The sequence below is a fragment of the Streptomyces sp. NPDC006529 genome (assembly GCF_040611795.1).
Classification (GTDB): domain Bacteria; phylum Actinomycetota; class Actinomycetes; order Streptomycetales; family Streptomycetaceae; genus Streptomyces.
The window spans coordinates 15,109-30,681 of sequence record NZ_JBEXPB010000061.1; the positions used below are offsets into that span (position 1 = coordinate 15,109).

The 15,573-nt window shown below is 70.4% G+C and carries 13 protein-coding genes; all 13 read left to right on the forward strand.

The window, feature by feature from the left end; translation table 11 throughout:
* The first annotated feature begins 9 nt into the window (after window positions 1-9).
* Genes ABZY31_RS28430 through nuoN form a run of 13 tightly spaced genes read left to right on the forward strand, consistent with a single transcriptional unit; the run spans window position 10 to window position 15,512 of the window.
* Entirely contained in the window at window positions 10-564 is a 555-nt protein-coding gene (locus ABZY31_RS28430) for an NADH-quinone oxidoreductase subunit B family protein (RefSeq protein ID WP_330331952.1), read from the forward strand.
* Window positions 561-1,310: an NADH-quinone oxidoreductase subunit C gene (locus ABZY31_RS28435; RefSeq protein WP_356415804.1), complete on the forward strand. Its 750-nt coding sequence runs from the start codon at window positions 561-563 to the stop codon at window positions 1,308-1,310. Before ABZY31_RS28430 ends, ABZY31_RS28435 begins: the two co-directional genes overlap by 4 nt.
* On the forward strand, window positions 1,310-2,644 hold the full coding sequence (locus tag ABZY31_RS28440; protein ID WP_356415807.1) for an NADH-quinone oxidoreductase subunit D: 1,335 nt from the start codon (window positions 1,310-1,312) through the stop codon (window positions 2,642-2,644). Before ABZY31_RS28435 ends, ABZY31_RS28440 begins: the two co-directional genes overlap by 1 nt.
* Entirely contained in the window at window positions 2,641-3,393 is a 753-nt protein-coding gene (gene nuoE / locus ABZY31_RS28445) for an NADH-quinone oxidoreductase subunit NuoE (RefSeq protein WP_356415809.1), read from the forward strand. Before ABZY31_RS28440 ends, nuoE begins: the two co-directional genes overlap by 4 nt.
* Window positions 3,393-4,742, forward strand: a complete 1,350-nt coding sequence (gene nuoF, locus ABZY31_RS28450; protein WP_356415812.1) for an NADH-quinone oxidoreductase subunit NuoF — start codon at window positions 3,393-3,395, stop codon at window positions 4,740-4,742. The genes nuoE and nuoF overlap by 1 nt, the downstream gene beginning before the upstream one ends.
* Window positions 4,739-7,258: an NADH-quinone oxidoreductase subunit G gene (locus tag ABZY31_RS28455; RefSeq protein WP_356415815.1), complete on the forward strand. Its 2,520-nt coding sequence runs from the start codon at window positions 4,739-4,741 to the stop codon at window positions 7,256-7,258. The genes nuoF and ABZY31_RS28455 overlap by 4 nt, the downstream gene beginning before the upstream one ends.
* Window positions 7,259-7,278: 20 nt before the next feature.
* The gene (gene nuoH, locus ABZY31_RS28460) at window positions 7,279-8,628 is read left to right on the forward strand and encodes an NADH-quinone oxidoreductase subunit NuoH (protein WP_356415832.1); all 1,350 of its coding nucleotides are present in this window, start codon (window positions 7,279-7,281) and stop codon (window positions 8,626-8,628) included.
* Window positions 8,621-9,226, forward strand: a complete 606-nt coding sequence (gene nuoI, locus ABZY31_RS28465; protein ID WP_356415818.1) for an NADH-quinone oxidoreductase subunit NuoI — start codon at window positions 8,621-8,623, stop codon at window positions 9,224-9,226. The genes nuoH and nuoI overlap by 8 nt, the downstream gene beginning before the upstream one ends.
* A 5-nt stretch (window positions 9,227-9,231) precedes the next feature.
* Complete coding sequence (locus ABZY31_RS28470) at window positions 9,232-10,032, forward strand: NADH-quinone oxidoreductase subunit J (RefSeq protein WP_356415835.1); 801 nt, start codon at window positions 9,232-9,234, stop codon at window positions 10,030-10,032.
* Window positions 10,029-10,328, forward strand: coding sequence for an NADH-quinone oxidoreductase subunit NuoK (nuoK, locus tag ABZY31_RS28475; protein ID WP_356415820.1), 300 nt, complete (start codon window positions 10,029-10,031; stop codon window positions 10,326-10,328). Before ABZY31_RS28470 ends, nuoK begins: the two co-directional genes overlap by 4 nt.
* A 12-nt stretch (window positions 10,329-10,340) precedes the next feature.
* The gene (nuoL, locus tag ABZY31_RS28480) at window positions 10,341-12,281 is read left to right on the forward strand and encodes an NADH-quinone oxidoreductase subunit L (protein ID WP_356415823.1); all 1,941 of its coding nucleotides are present in this window, start codon (window positions 10,341-10,343) and stop codon (window positions 12,279-12,281) included.
* A 1-nt stretch (window position 12,282) separates the two neighbouring features.
* Entirely contained in the window at window positions 12,283-13,869 is a 1,587-nt protein-coding gene (locus ABZY31_RS28485) for an NADH-quinone oxidoreductase subunit M (protein ID WP_356415826.1), read from the forward strand.
* Window positions 13,866-15,512, forward strand: a complete 1,647-nt coding sequence (gene nuoN / locus ABZY31_RS28490; RefSeq protein ID WP_356415829.1) for an NADH-quinone oxidoreductase subunit NuoN — start codon at window positions 13,866-13,868, stop codon at window positions 15,510-15,512. The genes ABZY31_RS28485 and nuoN overlap by 4 nt, the downstream gene beginning before the upstream one ends.
* Window positions 15,513-15,573: the final 61 nt, after the last annotated feature.

Below are 15,573 nucleotides of genomic sequence, written 5' to 3' on the forward strand. Positions count from 1 at the left end.
GAATTTTCCATGGGACTGGAAGAGAAGCTGCCGAGCGGCTTTCTGCTGACCACCGTCGAACAGGCCGCGGGCTGGGTGCGCAAGTCATCCGTCTTCCCGGCCACGTTCGGCCTCGCGTGCTGCGCCATCGAGATGATGACCACCGGAGCGGGCCGGTACGACCTGGCCCGCTTCGGCATGGAGGTCTTCCGGGGTTCGCCGCGCCAGGCCGACCTGATGATCGTGGCCGGCCGGGTGAGCCAGAAGATGGCGCCCGTGCTGCGGCAGGTGTACGACCAGATGCCGTCTCCCAAGTGGGTCATTTCCATGGGGGTTTGCGCATCATCGGGTGGAATGTTCAACAACTACGCAATTGTCCAGGGCGTCGACCACATCGTCCCCGTGGACATCTATCTGCCCGGCTGCCCGCCCCGCCCCGAGATGCTGATGGACGCGATCCTCAAGCTCCACCAGAAGATCCAGGGTTCCAAGCTCGGTGTGAACCAGCAGGAGGCGGCCCGCGAGGCGGAGGAAGCGGCCCTCAAGGCGCTCCCCACCATCGAGATGAAGGGGCTGCTCCGGTGAGCGCGACGAACGACGCGGCGAACGGCGCCACGAACGAAGAGCCCGGGGGGACCGCGAACGTCCCCGTCCCGCGCGGCGGGGCCGCGGACGAGGTCATCGGCGTCCGCAAGGGCATGTTCGGGGCCGCGGACGGCGCCGACACCAGCGGCTACGGCGGCCTCGTGCGCACCGTGGCCTTCCCGGGCGCGAGCAGCCGCCCGTACGGCTCGTACTTCGACGAGGTCGCCGACGAGCTCGAAGGCGCCCTGGAGGAGCAGGACCTGCTCCCGGAGAACGCCATCGAGAAGACGGTCGTCGACCGCGGCGAACTCACCTTCCACATCGCCCGCGAGCACCTGCTGCGGGTGGCCTCCACCCTGCGCGACGACCCGGCCCTGCGCTTCGAACTGTGCACCGGCGTCTCGGGCGTGCACTTCCCCGACGACAAGGGCCGCGAGCTGCACGCCGTCTACCACCTGCGCTCGCTCACCCACGGCCGGGTGGTGCGCCTGGAGGTCGCGGTCCCGGACCGCGACCCGCACGTCCCGTCGCTGGTGTCGGTCTACCCGACCAACGACTGGCACGAGCGCGAGGCGTACGACTTCTTCGGCCTGGTCTTCGACGGGCACCCGGCCCTCACCCGGATCATGATGCCGGACGACTGGCAGGGCTTCCCGCAGCGCAAGGACTACCCGCTCGGCGGCATTCCCGTCGAGTACAAGGGTGCCCAGATCCCGGCTCCCGACCAGCGGAGGTCGTACAGCTGATGTCCACTTCACCTGAGACGTCCCACGCCTCCCCCCGCGAGACCACCGAGGGAACCGTCTACACCGTCACCGGCGGCGACTGGGACGAGGTTGTGCAGTCGGCCGCCCGCGCCGACGACGAGCGGATCATCGTCAACATGGGTCCCCAGCACCCGTCCACGCACGGCGTGCTGCGGCTGATCCTGGAGATCGACGGCGAGACGGTCACCGAGGCCCGCTGCGGCATCGGCTACCTGCACACCGGCATCGAGAAGAACCTCGAATTCCGGAACTGGACGCAGGGCACCACCTTCGTGACGCGCATGGACTACCTGACGCCGTTCTTCAACGAGGCGGCCTACTGCCTGGGCGTCGAGAAGCTCCTCGGCATCACGGACCAGATCCCCGACCGCGCCACCACCATCCGCGTCCTGCTGATGGAGCTGAACCGGCTCTCCTCGCACCTGGTGTGCATCGCCACCGGCGGCATGGAGCTCGGCGCGACCACGATCATGATCTACGGCTTCCGCGACCGCGAACTGATCCTGGACCTCTTCGAGCTGATCACCGGCCTGCGCATGAACCACGCGTTCATCCGCCCCGGCGGCCTCGCCCAGGACCTGCCCCCGGGCGCCATGGACCAGCTGCGCGACTTCCTGAAGACCATGAAGAAGAACCTGCCGGAGTACGACAAGCTCGCCACCGGCAACCCCATCTTCAAGGCCCGCATGCAGGACGTCGGCTACCTCGACCTCACCGGCTGCATGGCGCTCGGCGCGACCGGCCCGGTGCTGCGCTCGGCGGGCCTGCCGCACGACCTGCGCAAGAGCGACCCGTACTGCGGGTACGAGGAGTACGAGTTCGACGTCCCGACCACCGAGTCCTGCGACTCCTACGGCCGGTTCCTGATCCGCCTCGAAGAGATGCGCCAGTCGCTGCGGATCATCGAGCAGTGCCTGGACCGCCTGGAGCCGGGCCCGGTCATGGTCGCCGACAAGAAGATCGCCTGGCCCGCGCAGCTCGCGATGGGACCCGACGGCCTCGGCAACTCGCTCGACCACATCAAGAACATCATGGGCACCTCCATGGAGGCCCTCATCCACCACTTCAAGCTGGTGACCGAGGGCTTCCGGGTACCGGCCGGCCAGGTCTACGCGGCCGTCGAGTCGCCCAGGGGCGAACTGGGCGCCCACGTCGTCTCCGACGGCGGCACCCGCCCCTACCGGGTCCACTTCCGCGACCCGTCCTTCACCAACCTGCAGGCCATGGCGGCGATGTGCGAGGGCGGCCAGGTCGCCGACGTCATCGTGGCCGTCGCCTCCATCGACCCCGTGATGGGAGGCGTCGACCGATGAGCGCCAGCCAGTCGACCAGCCTGGGCATGCCCCAGCTGCCGGCCCCCGACTACCCGGCCGAGGTGCGCGCCCGGCTCGAAGCGGACGCGAAGGAAGTCATCGCCCGCTACCCCGACAGCCGCTCCGCGCTGCTGCCGCTGCTGCACCTCACGCAGTCCGAGGAGGGGTACGTCTCGCGCACCGCCATCCGGTTCTGCGCCGAGGTGCTGGGCCTGACCACCGCCGAGGTCACCGCCGTCGCCACCTTCTACACGATGTACCGCCGCAAGCCCTCGGGCGACTACCAGGTCGGGGTCTGTACGAACACCCTGTGCGCGGTCATGGGCGGCGACGCCATCTTCGACGAGCTGAAGCAGCACCTGGGCGTCGGCAACAACGAGACCACCGACGACGGCAAGGTCACGCTGGAGCACATCGAGTGCAACGCGGCCTGCGACTTCGCGCCCGTGGTGATGGTCAACTGGGAGTTCTTCGACAACCAGACCCCCGAGTCCGCGAAGGCCCTGGTCGACGACCTGCTCGCGGGCCGCCCGGTGCAGCCGACCCGGGGCGCGCCGCTGTGCACGTACAAGGAGACGGCCCGGATCCTGGCCGGGTTCCCGGACGAGCGCCCCGGTGCCGTGGAGGCCAGTGGCGGCGCGGGCCCCGCCTCGCTGATCGGTCTGCGGATCGCGCGCGGCGAGGTCCCGCACCAGAGCGGCAAGGTCGTCCACCCGCGCGCCGAGGCGAGCGCCGAGGAGGGGGAGTGATGACGGTGACCACCGAACTGAACGAGAACGGCACCAGCCCGGAGAAGCTGCTGGCCCCTGTGCTCTCGGCCTTCTGGGACGAGCCGCGGTCGTGGACGCTGGAGACCTACCGGCGCCACGACGGCTACGAGGGCCTGCGCAAGGCGCTCGCGATGACCCCGGACGACCTGATCGCCTACGTGAAGGACTCGGGGCTGCGCGGACGCGGCGGCGCCGGCTTCCCCACCGGAATGAAGTGGCAGTTCATTCCGCAGGGCGACGGCAAGCCGCACTACCTGGTCGTGAACGCGGACGAGTCGGAGCCGGGGACCTGCAAGGACATCCCGCTGCTCTTCGCCAACCCGCACTCCCTCATCGAGGGCATCGTGATCGCCTGTTACGCCATCCGCTCGCAGCACGCCTTCATCTACCTGCGCGGCGAGACGGTCCCCGTCCTGCGCCGCCTGCACGAGGCCGTGCGGGAGGCGTACGCGGCGGGCTACCTCGGCAAGGACGTCCTCGGCAGCGGCTTGGACCTGGAGCTGACGGTCCACGCGGGCGCGGGCGCGTACATCTGCGGTGAGGAGACAGCGCTCCTCGACTCGCTCGAAGGCAGGCGTGGCCAGCCCCGGCTGCGCCCCCCCTTCCCGGCCGTCGAGGGGCTCTACGCGTGCCCCACCGTGGTGAACAACGTCGAGTCCATCGCGTCGGTTCCCGCGATCCTGAACCGGGGCAAGGACTGGTTCAAGTCGATGGGGACCGAGAAGTCCCCCGGTTTCACGCTGTATTCGCTCAGCGGGCACGTCGTGGGTCCCGGCCAGTACGAGGCCCCCCTCGGCATCACCCTGCGCCAGCTGCTCGACATGAGCGGCGGCATGCGCCCCGGGCACCGGCTGAAGTTCTGGACCCCGGGCGGCTCCTCCACCCCCATGTTCACCGAGGAGCACCTGGACGTGCCCCTCGACTACGAGGGCGTGGGCGCGGCCGGTTCCATGCTGGGCACCAAGGCGCTGCAGTGCTTCGACGAGACGACCTGCGTGGTGCGGGCCGTCACCCGCTGGACCGAGTTCTACGCGCACGAGTCCTGCGGCAAGTGCACCCCCTGCCGCGAGGGCACGTACTGGCTGGTCCAGTTGCTGCGCGACATCGAGGCGGGCAAGGGCGTCATGTCCGACCTCGACAAGCTGAACGACATCGCCGACAACATCAACGGCAAGTCGTTCTGCGCGCTCGGTGACGGCGCGGCCAGCCCCATCTTCTCCTCGCTGAAGTACTTCCGCGCGGAGTACGAGCAGCACATCACGGGCAAGGGCTGCCCCTTCGACCCCAAGAAGTCGACCCTCTGGGCTGACACGGAGGTGAACGCGTGACCGTCACCAGCAACGCTCCCGCCGGTGGCGGAGAGGCCGCGGGGCCGCCGAAGGCCGCCGACGACACGGTCTCCCTGACCATCGACGGCGTCGAACTGTCGGTGCCCAAGGGGACCCTGGTCATCCGGGCCGCCGAGCGGATCGGCGTCGAGATCCCCCGGTTCTGCGACCACCCGCTCCTCGACCCGGCCGGCGCCTGCCGCCAGTGCATCGTCGAGGTGGAGGGCCAGCGCAAGCCGATGGCCTCCTGCACCATCACCTGCACCGACGGCATGGTCGTCAAGACGCAGCTGACCTCGCCGGTCGCCGACAAGGCCCAGCGCGGGGTGATGGAGCTGCTGCTCATCAACCACCCGTTGGACTGCCCGGTCTGCGACAAGGGCGGCGAGTGCCCGCTGCAGAACCAGGCGATGTCCCACGGCAACGCCGAATCGCGTTTCGAGGGCATGAAGCGCACCTACGAGAAGCCGGTGCCGATCTCCGCGCAGGTGCTGCTCGACCGCGAGCGGTGCGTGCTGTGCGCGCGCTGCACCCGCTTCTCGAACCAGGTCGCCGGAGACCCGATGATCGAGCTGCTGGAACGCGGCGCGCTCCAGCAGGTCGGCACCGGGGAGGGCGACCCCTTCGAGTCGTACTTCTCCGGCAACACCATCCAGATCTGCCCGGTCGGCGCCCTCACCTCGGCCGCGTACCGGTTCCGTGCCCGCCCCTTCGACCTGGTCTCCTCCCCGAGCGTGTGCGAGCACTGCGCGGGCGGCTGCGCGACCCGCACCGACCACCGGCGCGGCAAGGTGCTGCGCCGCCTGGCGGCCGAGGACCCCGAGGTCAACGAGGAGTGGATCTGCGACAAGGGCCGCTTCGGGTTCCGCTACGCGCAGCGCCCCGACCGGCTCACCACCCCGCTGGTGCGCGGCGCCGACGGGGTGCTCGCCCCGGCGAGCTGGCACGAGGCCCTCGCCGCCGCGGCCGCCGGGCTGTCCGCGTCGCGCGGCCGGGCGGGGGTGCTCACCGGCGGGCGGCTGCCCGTCGAGGACGCCTACGCCTACGCCAAGTTCGCGCGGGTGGTGCTGGACACCAACGACATCGACTTCCGGGCCCGGGTGCACAGCGCGGAGGAGGCCGACTTCCTGGCCTCCTCGGTCGCCGGACGCGGCAAGGACCTCGACGGCAGCGGCGTCACGTACACCTCGCTGGAGGCGGCCCCCGCCGTCCTGCTCGCCGGCATCGAGGCCGAGGAGGAGGCCCCCGGGGTCTTCCTGCGGCTGCGCAAGGCGCACCTCAAGCGCAAGCAGCGCACCTTCGGCCTCGCGCCGTTCGCCACCCGCGGACTGGAGAAGGCGGGCGGCACCCTGCTGGCCGCGGCCCCCGGCACCGAACCGGAATGGCTCGACGCCCTCGCCTCCGGCACCGGGCTGGAGGACGGCGGGCAGGCCGCCGCCGAAGCGCTGCGGCTGCCGGGCGCGGTCATCGTCGTCGGCGAGCGGCTCGCGGCCGTCCCCGGCGCGCTGACCGCGGCCGTACGGGCGGCCACCGCGACCGGCGCCCGCCTGGTGTGGATCCCGCGCCGGGCCGGCGAGCGGGCCGCCGTCGAGGCGGGCGCGCTGGCGTCCCTGCTGCCGGGCGCCCGCCCGGCCACCGACCCGCGGGCCCGGGAGGAGGTCGCCGCCGCCTGGGGGCTGGACGAACTCCCGCACCGCTACGGCCGCGACACCGGCCAGATCATCGAGGCCGCGGCGGGCCGCGAACTGGGCGCCCTGCTGATCGCGGGCGTCGAGGTCACGGACCTGCCGGACCCGGAGCGGGCCCGCGAAGCCCTCAAGGAGGCTTTCGTGGTCTCCCTGGAACTGCGGCCGAGCGAGGTCACCGACCACGCGGACGTGGTCTTCCCGGTGGCGGCCGTCGCCGAGAAGGCGGGTGCCTTCATCAACTGGGAGGGCAGGGTCCGCCCCTTCGAGGCCTCCCTGAAGCCCGACCAGATGACCCGCAGGCTGGCTCCGGCCGACGCCCGCGTGCTGCACATGCTGGCCGACGCCGCCGACCGGCCCATCGCGCTGGCCGACGTACACGCCGTACGCCGGGAGCTGGACCGGCTCGGGCCGTGGGCCGGTGCCCGCGCGAGCGCGCAGGCCGCGGACACCGCGGCGCTGCCGCGGCCCGCAGCGGGCGAGGCGGTCCTCGCGGGCCACCGGCTGCTGCTGGACCAGGGGCGGCTCCAGGACGGCGACGAGGCCCTGGCCGCCACCCGGCACGAGGCCGGTGCCCGGCTGTCGGCGGCCACCGCCGCCGAGACCGGGGTCAAGAACGGTGACGTCCTCGCCGTCACCGGTCCGGCCGGGTCCGTGGAACTCCCCCTGCGGATCACCGAGATGCCCGACCGGGTGGTCTGGCTCCCGCTGAACTCCACCGGCTCCGGCGTCCTCGCGGACACCGGCGCCCGCCCGGGCGCCCTGGTCCGCATCGGCCCCGCGACCCGGCGGGCCGAGACCGGCGACGCCACTTCGGAGGTGGACGCGTGAACGGCGTACAAGGCGTACAGATGGCGGCCGAGGACCTGTCGCTGTTCGGCAAGGACGTCTGGTGGCTCGTGGTCATCAAGGCGGTGTTCTGCTTCGCCTTCCTGATGGTGACCGTGCTCTTCTCCATCGTGTGGGAGCGCAAGGTCGTCGCCTGGATGCAGCTGCGCATCGGCCCCAACCGGCACGGCCCCTGGGGCTTCCTCCAGTCGCTCGCCGACGGCGTCAAGCTGATGCTGAAGGAAGACATCGTCGTCAAGCGGGCCGACAAGGTGGTGTACATCCTGGCCCCGATCATCGCGGCGGTACCGGCCTTCATGGCCATCGCGGTGATCCCCTTCGGGCCCTCCGGCAACGAGGTCTCGATCTTCGGCCAGCGCACCACGATGCAGCTCACCGACCTGCCGATCGCGATGCTCTACGTGCTCGCGGTGGCCTCGGTCGGGATCTACGGCATCGTGCTGGCGGGCTGGTCCTCCGGCTCGACGTACCCGCTGCTCGGCGGCCTGCGCTCCTGCGCGCAGATGATCTCGTACGAGATCGCGATGGGCGCGGCCTTCGCCTCGGTGTTCCTCTACTCCGGGTCGATGTCGACCTCGAAGATCGTGGAGGCGCAGGGCGACCGCTGGTTCATCGTGCTGCTGCCGGTGTCCTTCATCATCTACGTCGTCACGATGGTGGGCGAGACCAACCGCGCCCCCTTCGACATGCCGGAGTCCGAGGGCGACCTGGTCGGCGGCTTCAACACCGAGTACTCCTCCATCAAGTTCGCGCTGTTCATGCTGGCCGAGTACGTCAACATGGTCACCGTCTCCTCCGTCGCGACCACCCTGTTCCTGGGCGGCTGGCGGGCGCCGGCGCCGATCTCGACGTACTGGGAGGGCGCGAACCACGGCTGGTGGCCGATGCTCTGGTTCGTCCTGAAGGTGCAGTTGCTGCTGTTCTTCTTCATCTGGCTGCGCGGCACGCTCCCGCGCGTGCGCTACGACCAGCTGATGAAGCTCGGCTGGAAGGTCCTCATCCCGGTCTCCGTCGTCTGGCTGATGCTCGTGGCGACGGTGCGGGCGCTGCGCAACGAGCGGTACGACTTCTCGGAGATCGTGCTGTACGTCGGCGGGGGCGTCGTCGCGGTCCTGCTGCTCTCCCTGGTGGTGGACGTCTTCCGCGACCGCAAGGGGAAGGCGGCCGCGGTGGCGGGCCCGAGCGACGCCGAGCCCTTCGATCCGCTGGCGGGCGGCTTCCCGGTCCCGCCGAAGCCCGGCCAGACCCTGGCACCCGTACCGCGCAGGCGGCCCCGCGGCGAGCGGGAGCTGATCGTCAGTGGCGGACCGAATACCGACAGTGACCGAGAGGAGGGTGCTGAGGATGTCTGACGCGGACGAGAACGAGAAGTGGCAGAACCCGGTGGCCGGCTTCGGCGTGACCTTCAAGGCCATGTTCAAGAAGCGGCTGACCGAGCAGTACCCGGAGCAGCCCAAGACCACCGCTCCCCGTTTCCACGGACGGCACCAGCTCAACCGCCATCCGGACGGTCTGGAGAAGTGCATCGGGTGCGAACTGTGCGCCTGGGCCTGTCCCGCCGACGCGATCTACGTGGAGGGCGCGGACAACACCGAGGAGGAGCGCTACTCCCCGGGCGAGCGCTACGGCCGCGTCTACCAGATCAACTACGCCCGCTGCATCCTGTGCGGGCTGTGCGTCGAGGCGTGCCCCACCCGGGCGCTGACCATGACGAACGAGTTCGAACTGGCCGACTCCAGCCGCGGGGCGCTCATCTACACCAAGGAGCAGCTCCTCGCCGGTCTGACGGAGGGCATGGTCGAGGCCCCGCACTCGGTGTTCCCGGGCACGGACGACCAGGACTACTACCGCGGGCTGGTGACGGAGGCCGCGCCGGGCACGGTCCGGCAGGTCGCCGTCTCCAAGGGCGAGAGTGCCGACGGGAACGCCACCGAGGGGGTCGGCGCGTGAACGCCATGGCCGCCGCTTCGCTCACCTCCACCGGTGAGGCCGTGCAGTTCTGGGTCCTGGGCACCGTCGCCGTGGTCGGCGCGCTGTGCACGGTCCTGCTGAAGAAGGCCGTCCACAGCGCACTGTGCCTGGCCGGGACGATGATCGTCCTGGCGGTCTTCTACCTCGCCAACGGGGCGTACTTCCTGGGCGTCGTCCAGGTCATCGTCTACACCGGCGCGATCATGATGCTCTTCCTGTTCGTGGTCATGCTCGTCGGCGTCACCGCGGCCGACTCGCTCAAGGAGACCCTCAAGGGCCAGCGCTGGCTGGCCCTGCTGTGCGGCCTCGGCTTCGGCATCCTGCTGATCGCCGGGATCCGCAACGCCTCCTTGAACCACTTCAACGGGCTGGAGAAGGTCAACTCCGCGGGCCACGTCGAGGGGCTGGCGACGCTGATCTTCACCAAGTACGTGTTCGCCTTCGAGATCACCGGCGCGCTGCTCATCACGGCGGCCGTCGGCGCGATGGTGCTCACCCACCGCGAGCGCACCGAGCGCGCCGCGACCCAGCGCGAGCTGGCCGAGAAGCGCGTGCGCGAGGGCGTCCAGCTCCCGCCGCTGCCCGCCCCCGGCGTCTACGCCCGGCACAACGCGGTGGACATCGCCGGTCTGCTGCCGGACGGCACGCCGTCCGAGCTGACCGTCAACAAGACCCTGCGCGCCCGGGGCCAGATCCGGGACGTGTCCGGCACGGCGCTGGAGGACATGAAGGCGCTGGAGCAGGCCTCGTCCGAGCGGCTCGGCCGTGAGGAGGCATCGAAGTGAACCCCGTCAACTACCTCTACCTCGCCGCCCTGCTGTTCACCATCGGCGCGGCGGGCGTGCTCGTCCGCAGGAACGCGATCGTCCTGTTCATGTGCGTCGAGCTGATGCTCAACGCCTGCAACCTGGCCTTCGTGACGTTCTCCCGGATGCACGGCAACCTGGACGGCCAGATCATCGCCTTCTTCACGATGGTCGTCGCCGCCGCGGAGGTCGTGGTGGGCCTCGCGATCATCGTGTCGCTGTTCCGTACGCGCCACTCGGCCTCGGTCGACGACGCCAGCCTGATGAAGCTGTAAGGGGCGCTCACAGTGGAGAACCTGATCGCGCTGCTGGTAGCGGCGCCCCTGCTCGGAGCGGCGGTGCTGCTGTGCGGCGGCCGTCGGCTCGACAAGGCCGGGCACCTGCTCGGCACCCTGTTCGCCGCCGCGTCCTTCGGGATCGGCGCGGTGCTCTTCGCCGACATGCTCGGCCGCGGCGCCGAGGACCGGGCGATGCACCAGCGGCTGTTCAGCTGGATCCCGGTGGAGGGCTTCCGGGCCGACCTCGGCTTCCAGCTCGACCAGCTGTCGATGACCTTCGTCCTGCTGATCACCGGCGTCGGCACGCTCATCCACGTGTACTCGATCGGGTACATGGAGCACGACGAGCGCCGCCGCCGCTTCTTCGGCTACCTCAACCTCTTCCTCGCGGCGATGCTGCTCCTGGTCATCGCCGACAACTACCTGCTGCTGTACGTCGGGTGGGAGGGCGTCGGCCTGGCGTCGTACCTGCTCATCGGCTTCTGGCAGCACAAGCCCAGCGCGGCCACCGCCGCGAAGAAGGCCTTCCTGGTCAACCGGGTCGGCGACATGGGCCTGTCGATCGCCATCATGCTGATGTTCACCACCTTCGGCACCTTCGCCTTCGGCCCGGTGCTGGGTGCGGCGGACGCCACGTCCGAGGGCAAGCTGACGGCCATCGGCCTGATGCTGCTGCTCGCCGCCTGCGGCAAGTCGGCCCAGGTGCCGCTGCAGTCCTGGCTCGGCGACGCGATGGAGGGCCCGACCCCGGTCTCGGCCCTCATCCACGCGGCGACGATGGTGACCGCCGGTGTCTACCTGATCGTGCGCTCGGGCGCCATCTTCAACGGGGCGCCGGACGCGCAGACCGCGGTCGTCGTGGTCGGCGCGGTGACGCTCCTCTTCGGTGCGATCGTCGGTTGCGCGAAGGACGACATCAAGAAGGCCCTCGCCGGGTCCACGATGTCGCAGATCGGCTACATGATCCTGGCCGCGGGCCTCGGCCCCATCGGCTACGTCTTCGCGATCATGCACCTGGTGACGCACGGCTTCTTCAAGGCCGGTCTCTTCCTCGGCGCGGGTTCCGTGATGCACGGGATGAACGACGAGGTCGACATGCGCAAGTACGGCGGCCTGCGGACCTACATGCCGGTCACCTTCGTCACCTTCGGCCTCGGCTACCTCGCCATCATCGGCTTCCCGGGCCTGTCGGGCTTCTTCTCCAAGGACCGCATCATCGAGGCGGCCTTCGCGAAGGGCGGCACCGAGGGCTGGATCCTCGGCGGCGTGGCCCTGCTGGGCGCCGCGATCACCGCGTTCTACATGACCCGCGTGATGCTGCTGACGTTCTTCGGCGAGAAGCGCTGGCAGCCGGCGCCCGACGCGGACGCGGTGCCCAGCGCCGAACCCGCGGCCGAGCACGCGGCCGGACGCATGCCGCACCCGCACGAGTCCCCGAAGTCGATGACCGTCCCGATGATCGTGCTGGCCTTCGGGTCGGTCTTCGCGGGCGGCTTCTTCGGGATCGGCGACCGGTTCCTGAAGTGGCTGGAGCCCGTCACCGGGCACGAGCACGGGAACCCGCCGGTCAGCGCCCTGACGGTGACCCTGTCCACCATGGTGGTGCTGGTCGTCGGCGTCGCGATCGCCTGGGCGATGTACGGGCGCAGGCCCGTCCCGGTGGTCGCCCCGCGCGGCTCGTTGCTCACCCGCGCCGCCCGGCGCGACCTGCTCCAGGACGACTTCAACCACGTCGTGCTGGTGCGCGGCGGCGAGCACCTGACCCGCTCGCTCGTCTACGTCGACCACAGCCTCGTCGACGGTGTGGTCAACGGAACGGCCGCCGCGGTCGGCGGGCTGTCGGGCCGGCTGCGCAAGCTCCAGAACGGCTACGCCCGCAGCTACGCGGTCTCGATGTTCGGGGGCACGGCGATCCTGATCGCCGCGACCCTGCTGATGAGGGCGGTGTGAGATGAGTTTCCCGCTTCTGACGGCGACGGCGGCGCTGCCCGCGGTCGGCGCGATCCTGACGGCGGCCGTACCGGCCGCCCGCAGGACCGCCGCCAAGTGGCTCGCGCTGCTGGTCTCGCTGGCGACGCTGGCGCTGGCCGCCCTCGTCGCGGTCCGCTTCGATCCGGGCGGCGACCGCTACCAGCTCACCGAATCCCACTCCTGGATCAAGGACTTCGGCGTCCGCTACGAACTCGGCGTGGACGGCATCGGGGTGGCGCTCATCGCGCTCACCGCCCTGCTGATCCCCTTCGTGATCGCGGCGGGCTGGCACGACGCCGACCCGCTTGAGACGCACTCTTCGCGCTGGCGGCCGACCCAGGGCTTCTTCGCCCTGATCCTGCTGGTCGAGGCGATGGTGATCATCTCCTTCGAGGCCACCGACGTCTTCCTCTTCTACATCTTCTTCGAAGCCATGCTCATCCCGATGTACTTCCTCATCGGCGGCTTCGGGGACCGGGCTCACTCCGGGACCGACGAGAACGCGGCCGCGCAGCGCTCGTACGCGGCGGTCAAGTTCCTCCTCTACAACCTGGCCGGCGGGCTCATCATGCTGGCCGCGGTCGTCGGGCTGTACGTGGTCGCCGGGAACTTCTCCCTCCAGGAGATCGTCGAAGCCCGGGCCGCCGGCACCCTGGACATGTCCCAGGGCACCGAACGGCTGCTGTTCCTCGGCTTCTTCTTCGCCTTCGCGGTGAAGGCCCCGCTGTGGCCGCTGCACACCTGGCTGCCCAACGCGATGGGCGAAGCCACCGCCCCGGTGGCCGTCCTGATCACCGCGGTCGTCGACAAGGTCGGCACCTTCGCGATGCTCCGCTTCTGCCTCGGCCTCTTCCCCGAGGCGAGCAAGTGGGCCACCCCGGTCATCCTGGTCCTGGCCCTGATCAGCATCGTCTACGGCGCGCTGCTCGCGGTCGGCCAGCGGGACATCAAGCGCCTGGTCGCCTACGCCTCGATCTCGCACTTCGGCTTCATCATCCTGGGCATCTTCGCGATGACCTCCCAGGGCCAGTCCGGCGCCACCCTCTACATGGTCAACCACGGCCTGTCGACGGCGGCGCTGATGCTGGTCGCCGGATTCCTGATCTCGCGCCGCGGCTCGCGGCTCATCGCCGACTACGGCGGCGTGCAGAAGGTGGCCCCGGTCCTCGCCGGGACCTTCCTGATCGGCGGCCTGGCCACCCTCTCGCTGCCGGGCCTCGCGCCCTTCGTCAGCGAGTTCCTGGTCCTGGTGGGCACCTTCGCCCGCTACCCGGTCGTCGGGATCATCGCCACCTTCGGCATCGTGCTGGCCGCGCTCTACACGCTGGTCCTCTACCAGCGCACCATGACCGGCCCGCTCAAGGAGGAGGTCCGCCACATGCCGGACCTGCGCCTGCGCGAGGTGCTGGTGGTCGCCCCGCTGATCGCCCTGCTCATCGGACTCGGCGTCTACCCGAAGCCGCTGACCGAGATCGTCAACCCGGCGGTGAAGCACACCATGTCCGACGTGAACCAGAAGGACCCCGAGCCCACCGTGCCGGTACAGAGCGTGGAGGCCGCCAAGTGAGCACGACCGCCGTGGGCCTGTGGTCCCTGGCCGCCGATCCGATCGACAAGATCCCGGCCCCGCACATCGAGTACGCGCAGCTCTCGCCCACGCTGATCGTGCTGGGCGCCGCGCTGATCGGCGTCCTCGTCGAGGCGTTCGTACCGCGCAAGGCCCGGTACCACGCCCAGGTGTTCCTCACCGTCGCCGCGCTCGCCTCGGCCTTCGCGGCCGTGGTGGCGCTCGCCGCGGGCGGGTACGGCACCGCCAAGGCGCACGTCGCCGCCATGGGCGCCGTCGCCGTGGACGGACCGGCGCTGTTCCTCCAGGGCACGATCCTGCTGGCCTCCGTCGTGGCCGTCTTCACCTTCGCCGAGCGGCGCCTGGACCCGGCGGCCCACGGCAGCCGGGTGGACTCCTTCGCCGCGCAGGCGGCGTCGGTCCCGGGCAGCGACAGCGAAAAGGCCGCCGTCAAGGCCGGTTTCGCCACCACCGAGGTGTTCCCGCTGATGCTGTTCGCGGTCTCCGGGATGCTGATCTTCCCGGCGGCCGACGACCTGCTGACCCTGTTCGTGGCGCTGGAGGTCTTCTCCCTCCCGCTCTACCTGCTCTGCGCCCTCGCCCGCCGCCAGCGGCTGATGTCGCAGGAGGCCGCGGTCAAGTACTTCCTGCTGGGCGCCTTCTCCTCCGCCTTCCTGCTCTTCGGCATCGCGCTCGTCTACGGCTACGCGGGCTCCGTCTCCTACGCCGTGATCGCGGACGTCGTGGACGGCACCGTCCAGCAGATCGACCCGGCCCTCGCGGGCACCATGGGCAACGACGCGCTGCTGCTGATCGGCGGCGCGCTGATCCTGATGGGGCTGCTGTTCAAGGTCGGCGCGGTCCCCTTCCACATGTGGACCCCGGACGTCTACCAGGGCGCCCCGACCCCGGTCACCGGTTTCATGGCGGCGGCGACGAAGGTCGCGGCCTTCGGGGCGCTGCTGCGCCTGCTGTACGTGGTCCTGCCGGGCCTGCGGTGGGACTGGCGGCCGGTGATGTGGGGCGTCGCGATCGTCACGATGCTGGCCGGCGCGGTCATCGCGATCACCCAGACCGACGTGAAGCGGCTGCTGGCCTACTCCTCGATCGCGCATGCGGGCTTCATCCTGGCCGGTGTGATCGCGACCTCCAAGGAGGGCGTCTCCTCCGTCCTCTTCTACCTGGCGGCGTACTCCTTCGTGACGATCGGCGCCTTCGCCGTGGTCACGCTGGTGCGCGACGCGGGCGGCGAGGCCACGCACCTGTCCAAGTGGGCCGGTCTGGGACGCCGTTCCCCGCTGACGGCCGCCGTGTTCGCGGTGTTCCTGCTCGCCTTCGCCGGCATCCCGCTGACCTCCGGCTTCGCCGGAAAGTTTGCGGTCTTCAAGGCGGCGGCCGAGGGCGGCGCGGGCGCGCTGGTCGTGGTCGGTGTCATCTCCTCGGCCATCGCGGCGTTCTTCTACATCCGGGTCATCGTGCTGATGTTCTTCAGCGAGCCGAAGGCCGACGGCCCGACCGTGGCCGTCCCCTCGGTGCTGACCATGACCACGATCGCGGTGGGCGTCGCGGTGACGGTGGTGCTGGGCGTGGCGCCCCAGTACTTCCTCGAACTGGCCGGCCACGCGAGCACGTTCGTGCGCTGACCGCTCCACCGCCGGACGCGCCGGGGCCCGGCTCCCCTTGCGAGGGGGGTCGGGCCCCGGC

Excerpts from the sequence above, each read along its gene's own strand:
- ABZY31_RS28430 (WP_330331952.1), top strand. The coding sequence starts at position 10 with ATGGGACTGGAAGAGAAGCTGCCGAGCGGCTTTCTGCTGACCACCGTC.
- ABZY31_RS28440 (WP_356415807.1), top strand. The coding sequence starts at position 1,310 with ATGTCCACTTCACCTGAGACGTCCCACGCCTCCCCCCGCGAGACCACC.
- nuoE (WP_356415809.1), top strand. The coding sequence starts at position 2,641 with ATGAGCGCCAGCCAGTCGACCAGCCTGGGCATGCCCCAGCTGCCGGCC.
- nuoF (WP_356415812.1), top strand. The coding sequence starts at position 3,393 with ATGACGGTGACCACCGAACTGAACGAGAACGGCACCAGCCCGGAGAAG.
- nuoH (WP_356415832.1), top strand. The coding sequence starts at position 7,279 with ATGGCGGCCGAGGACCTGTCGCTGTTCGGCAAGGACGTCTGGTGGCTC.
- nuoI (WP_356415818.1), top strand. The coding sequence starts at position 8,621 with ATGTCTGACGCGGACGAGAACGAGAAGTGGCAGAACCCGGTGGCCGGC.
- ABZY31_RS28470 (WP_356415835.1), top strand. The coding sequence starts at position 9,232 with ATGGCCGCCGCTTCGCTCACCTCCACCGGTGAGGCCGTGCAGTTCTGG.
- ABZY31_RS28485 (WP_356415826.1), top strand. The coding sequence starts at position 12,283 with ATGAGTTTCCCGCTTCTGACGGCGACGGCGGCGCTGCCCGCGGTCGGC.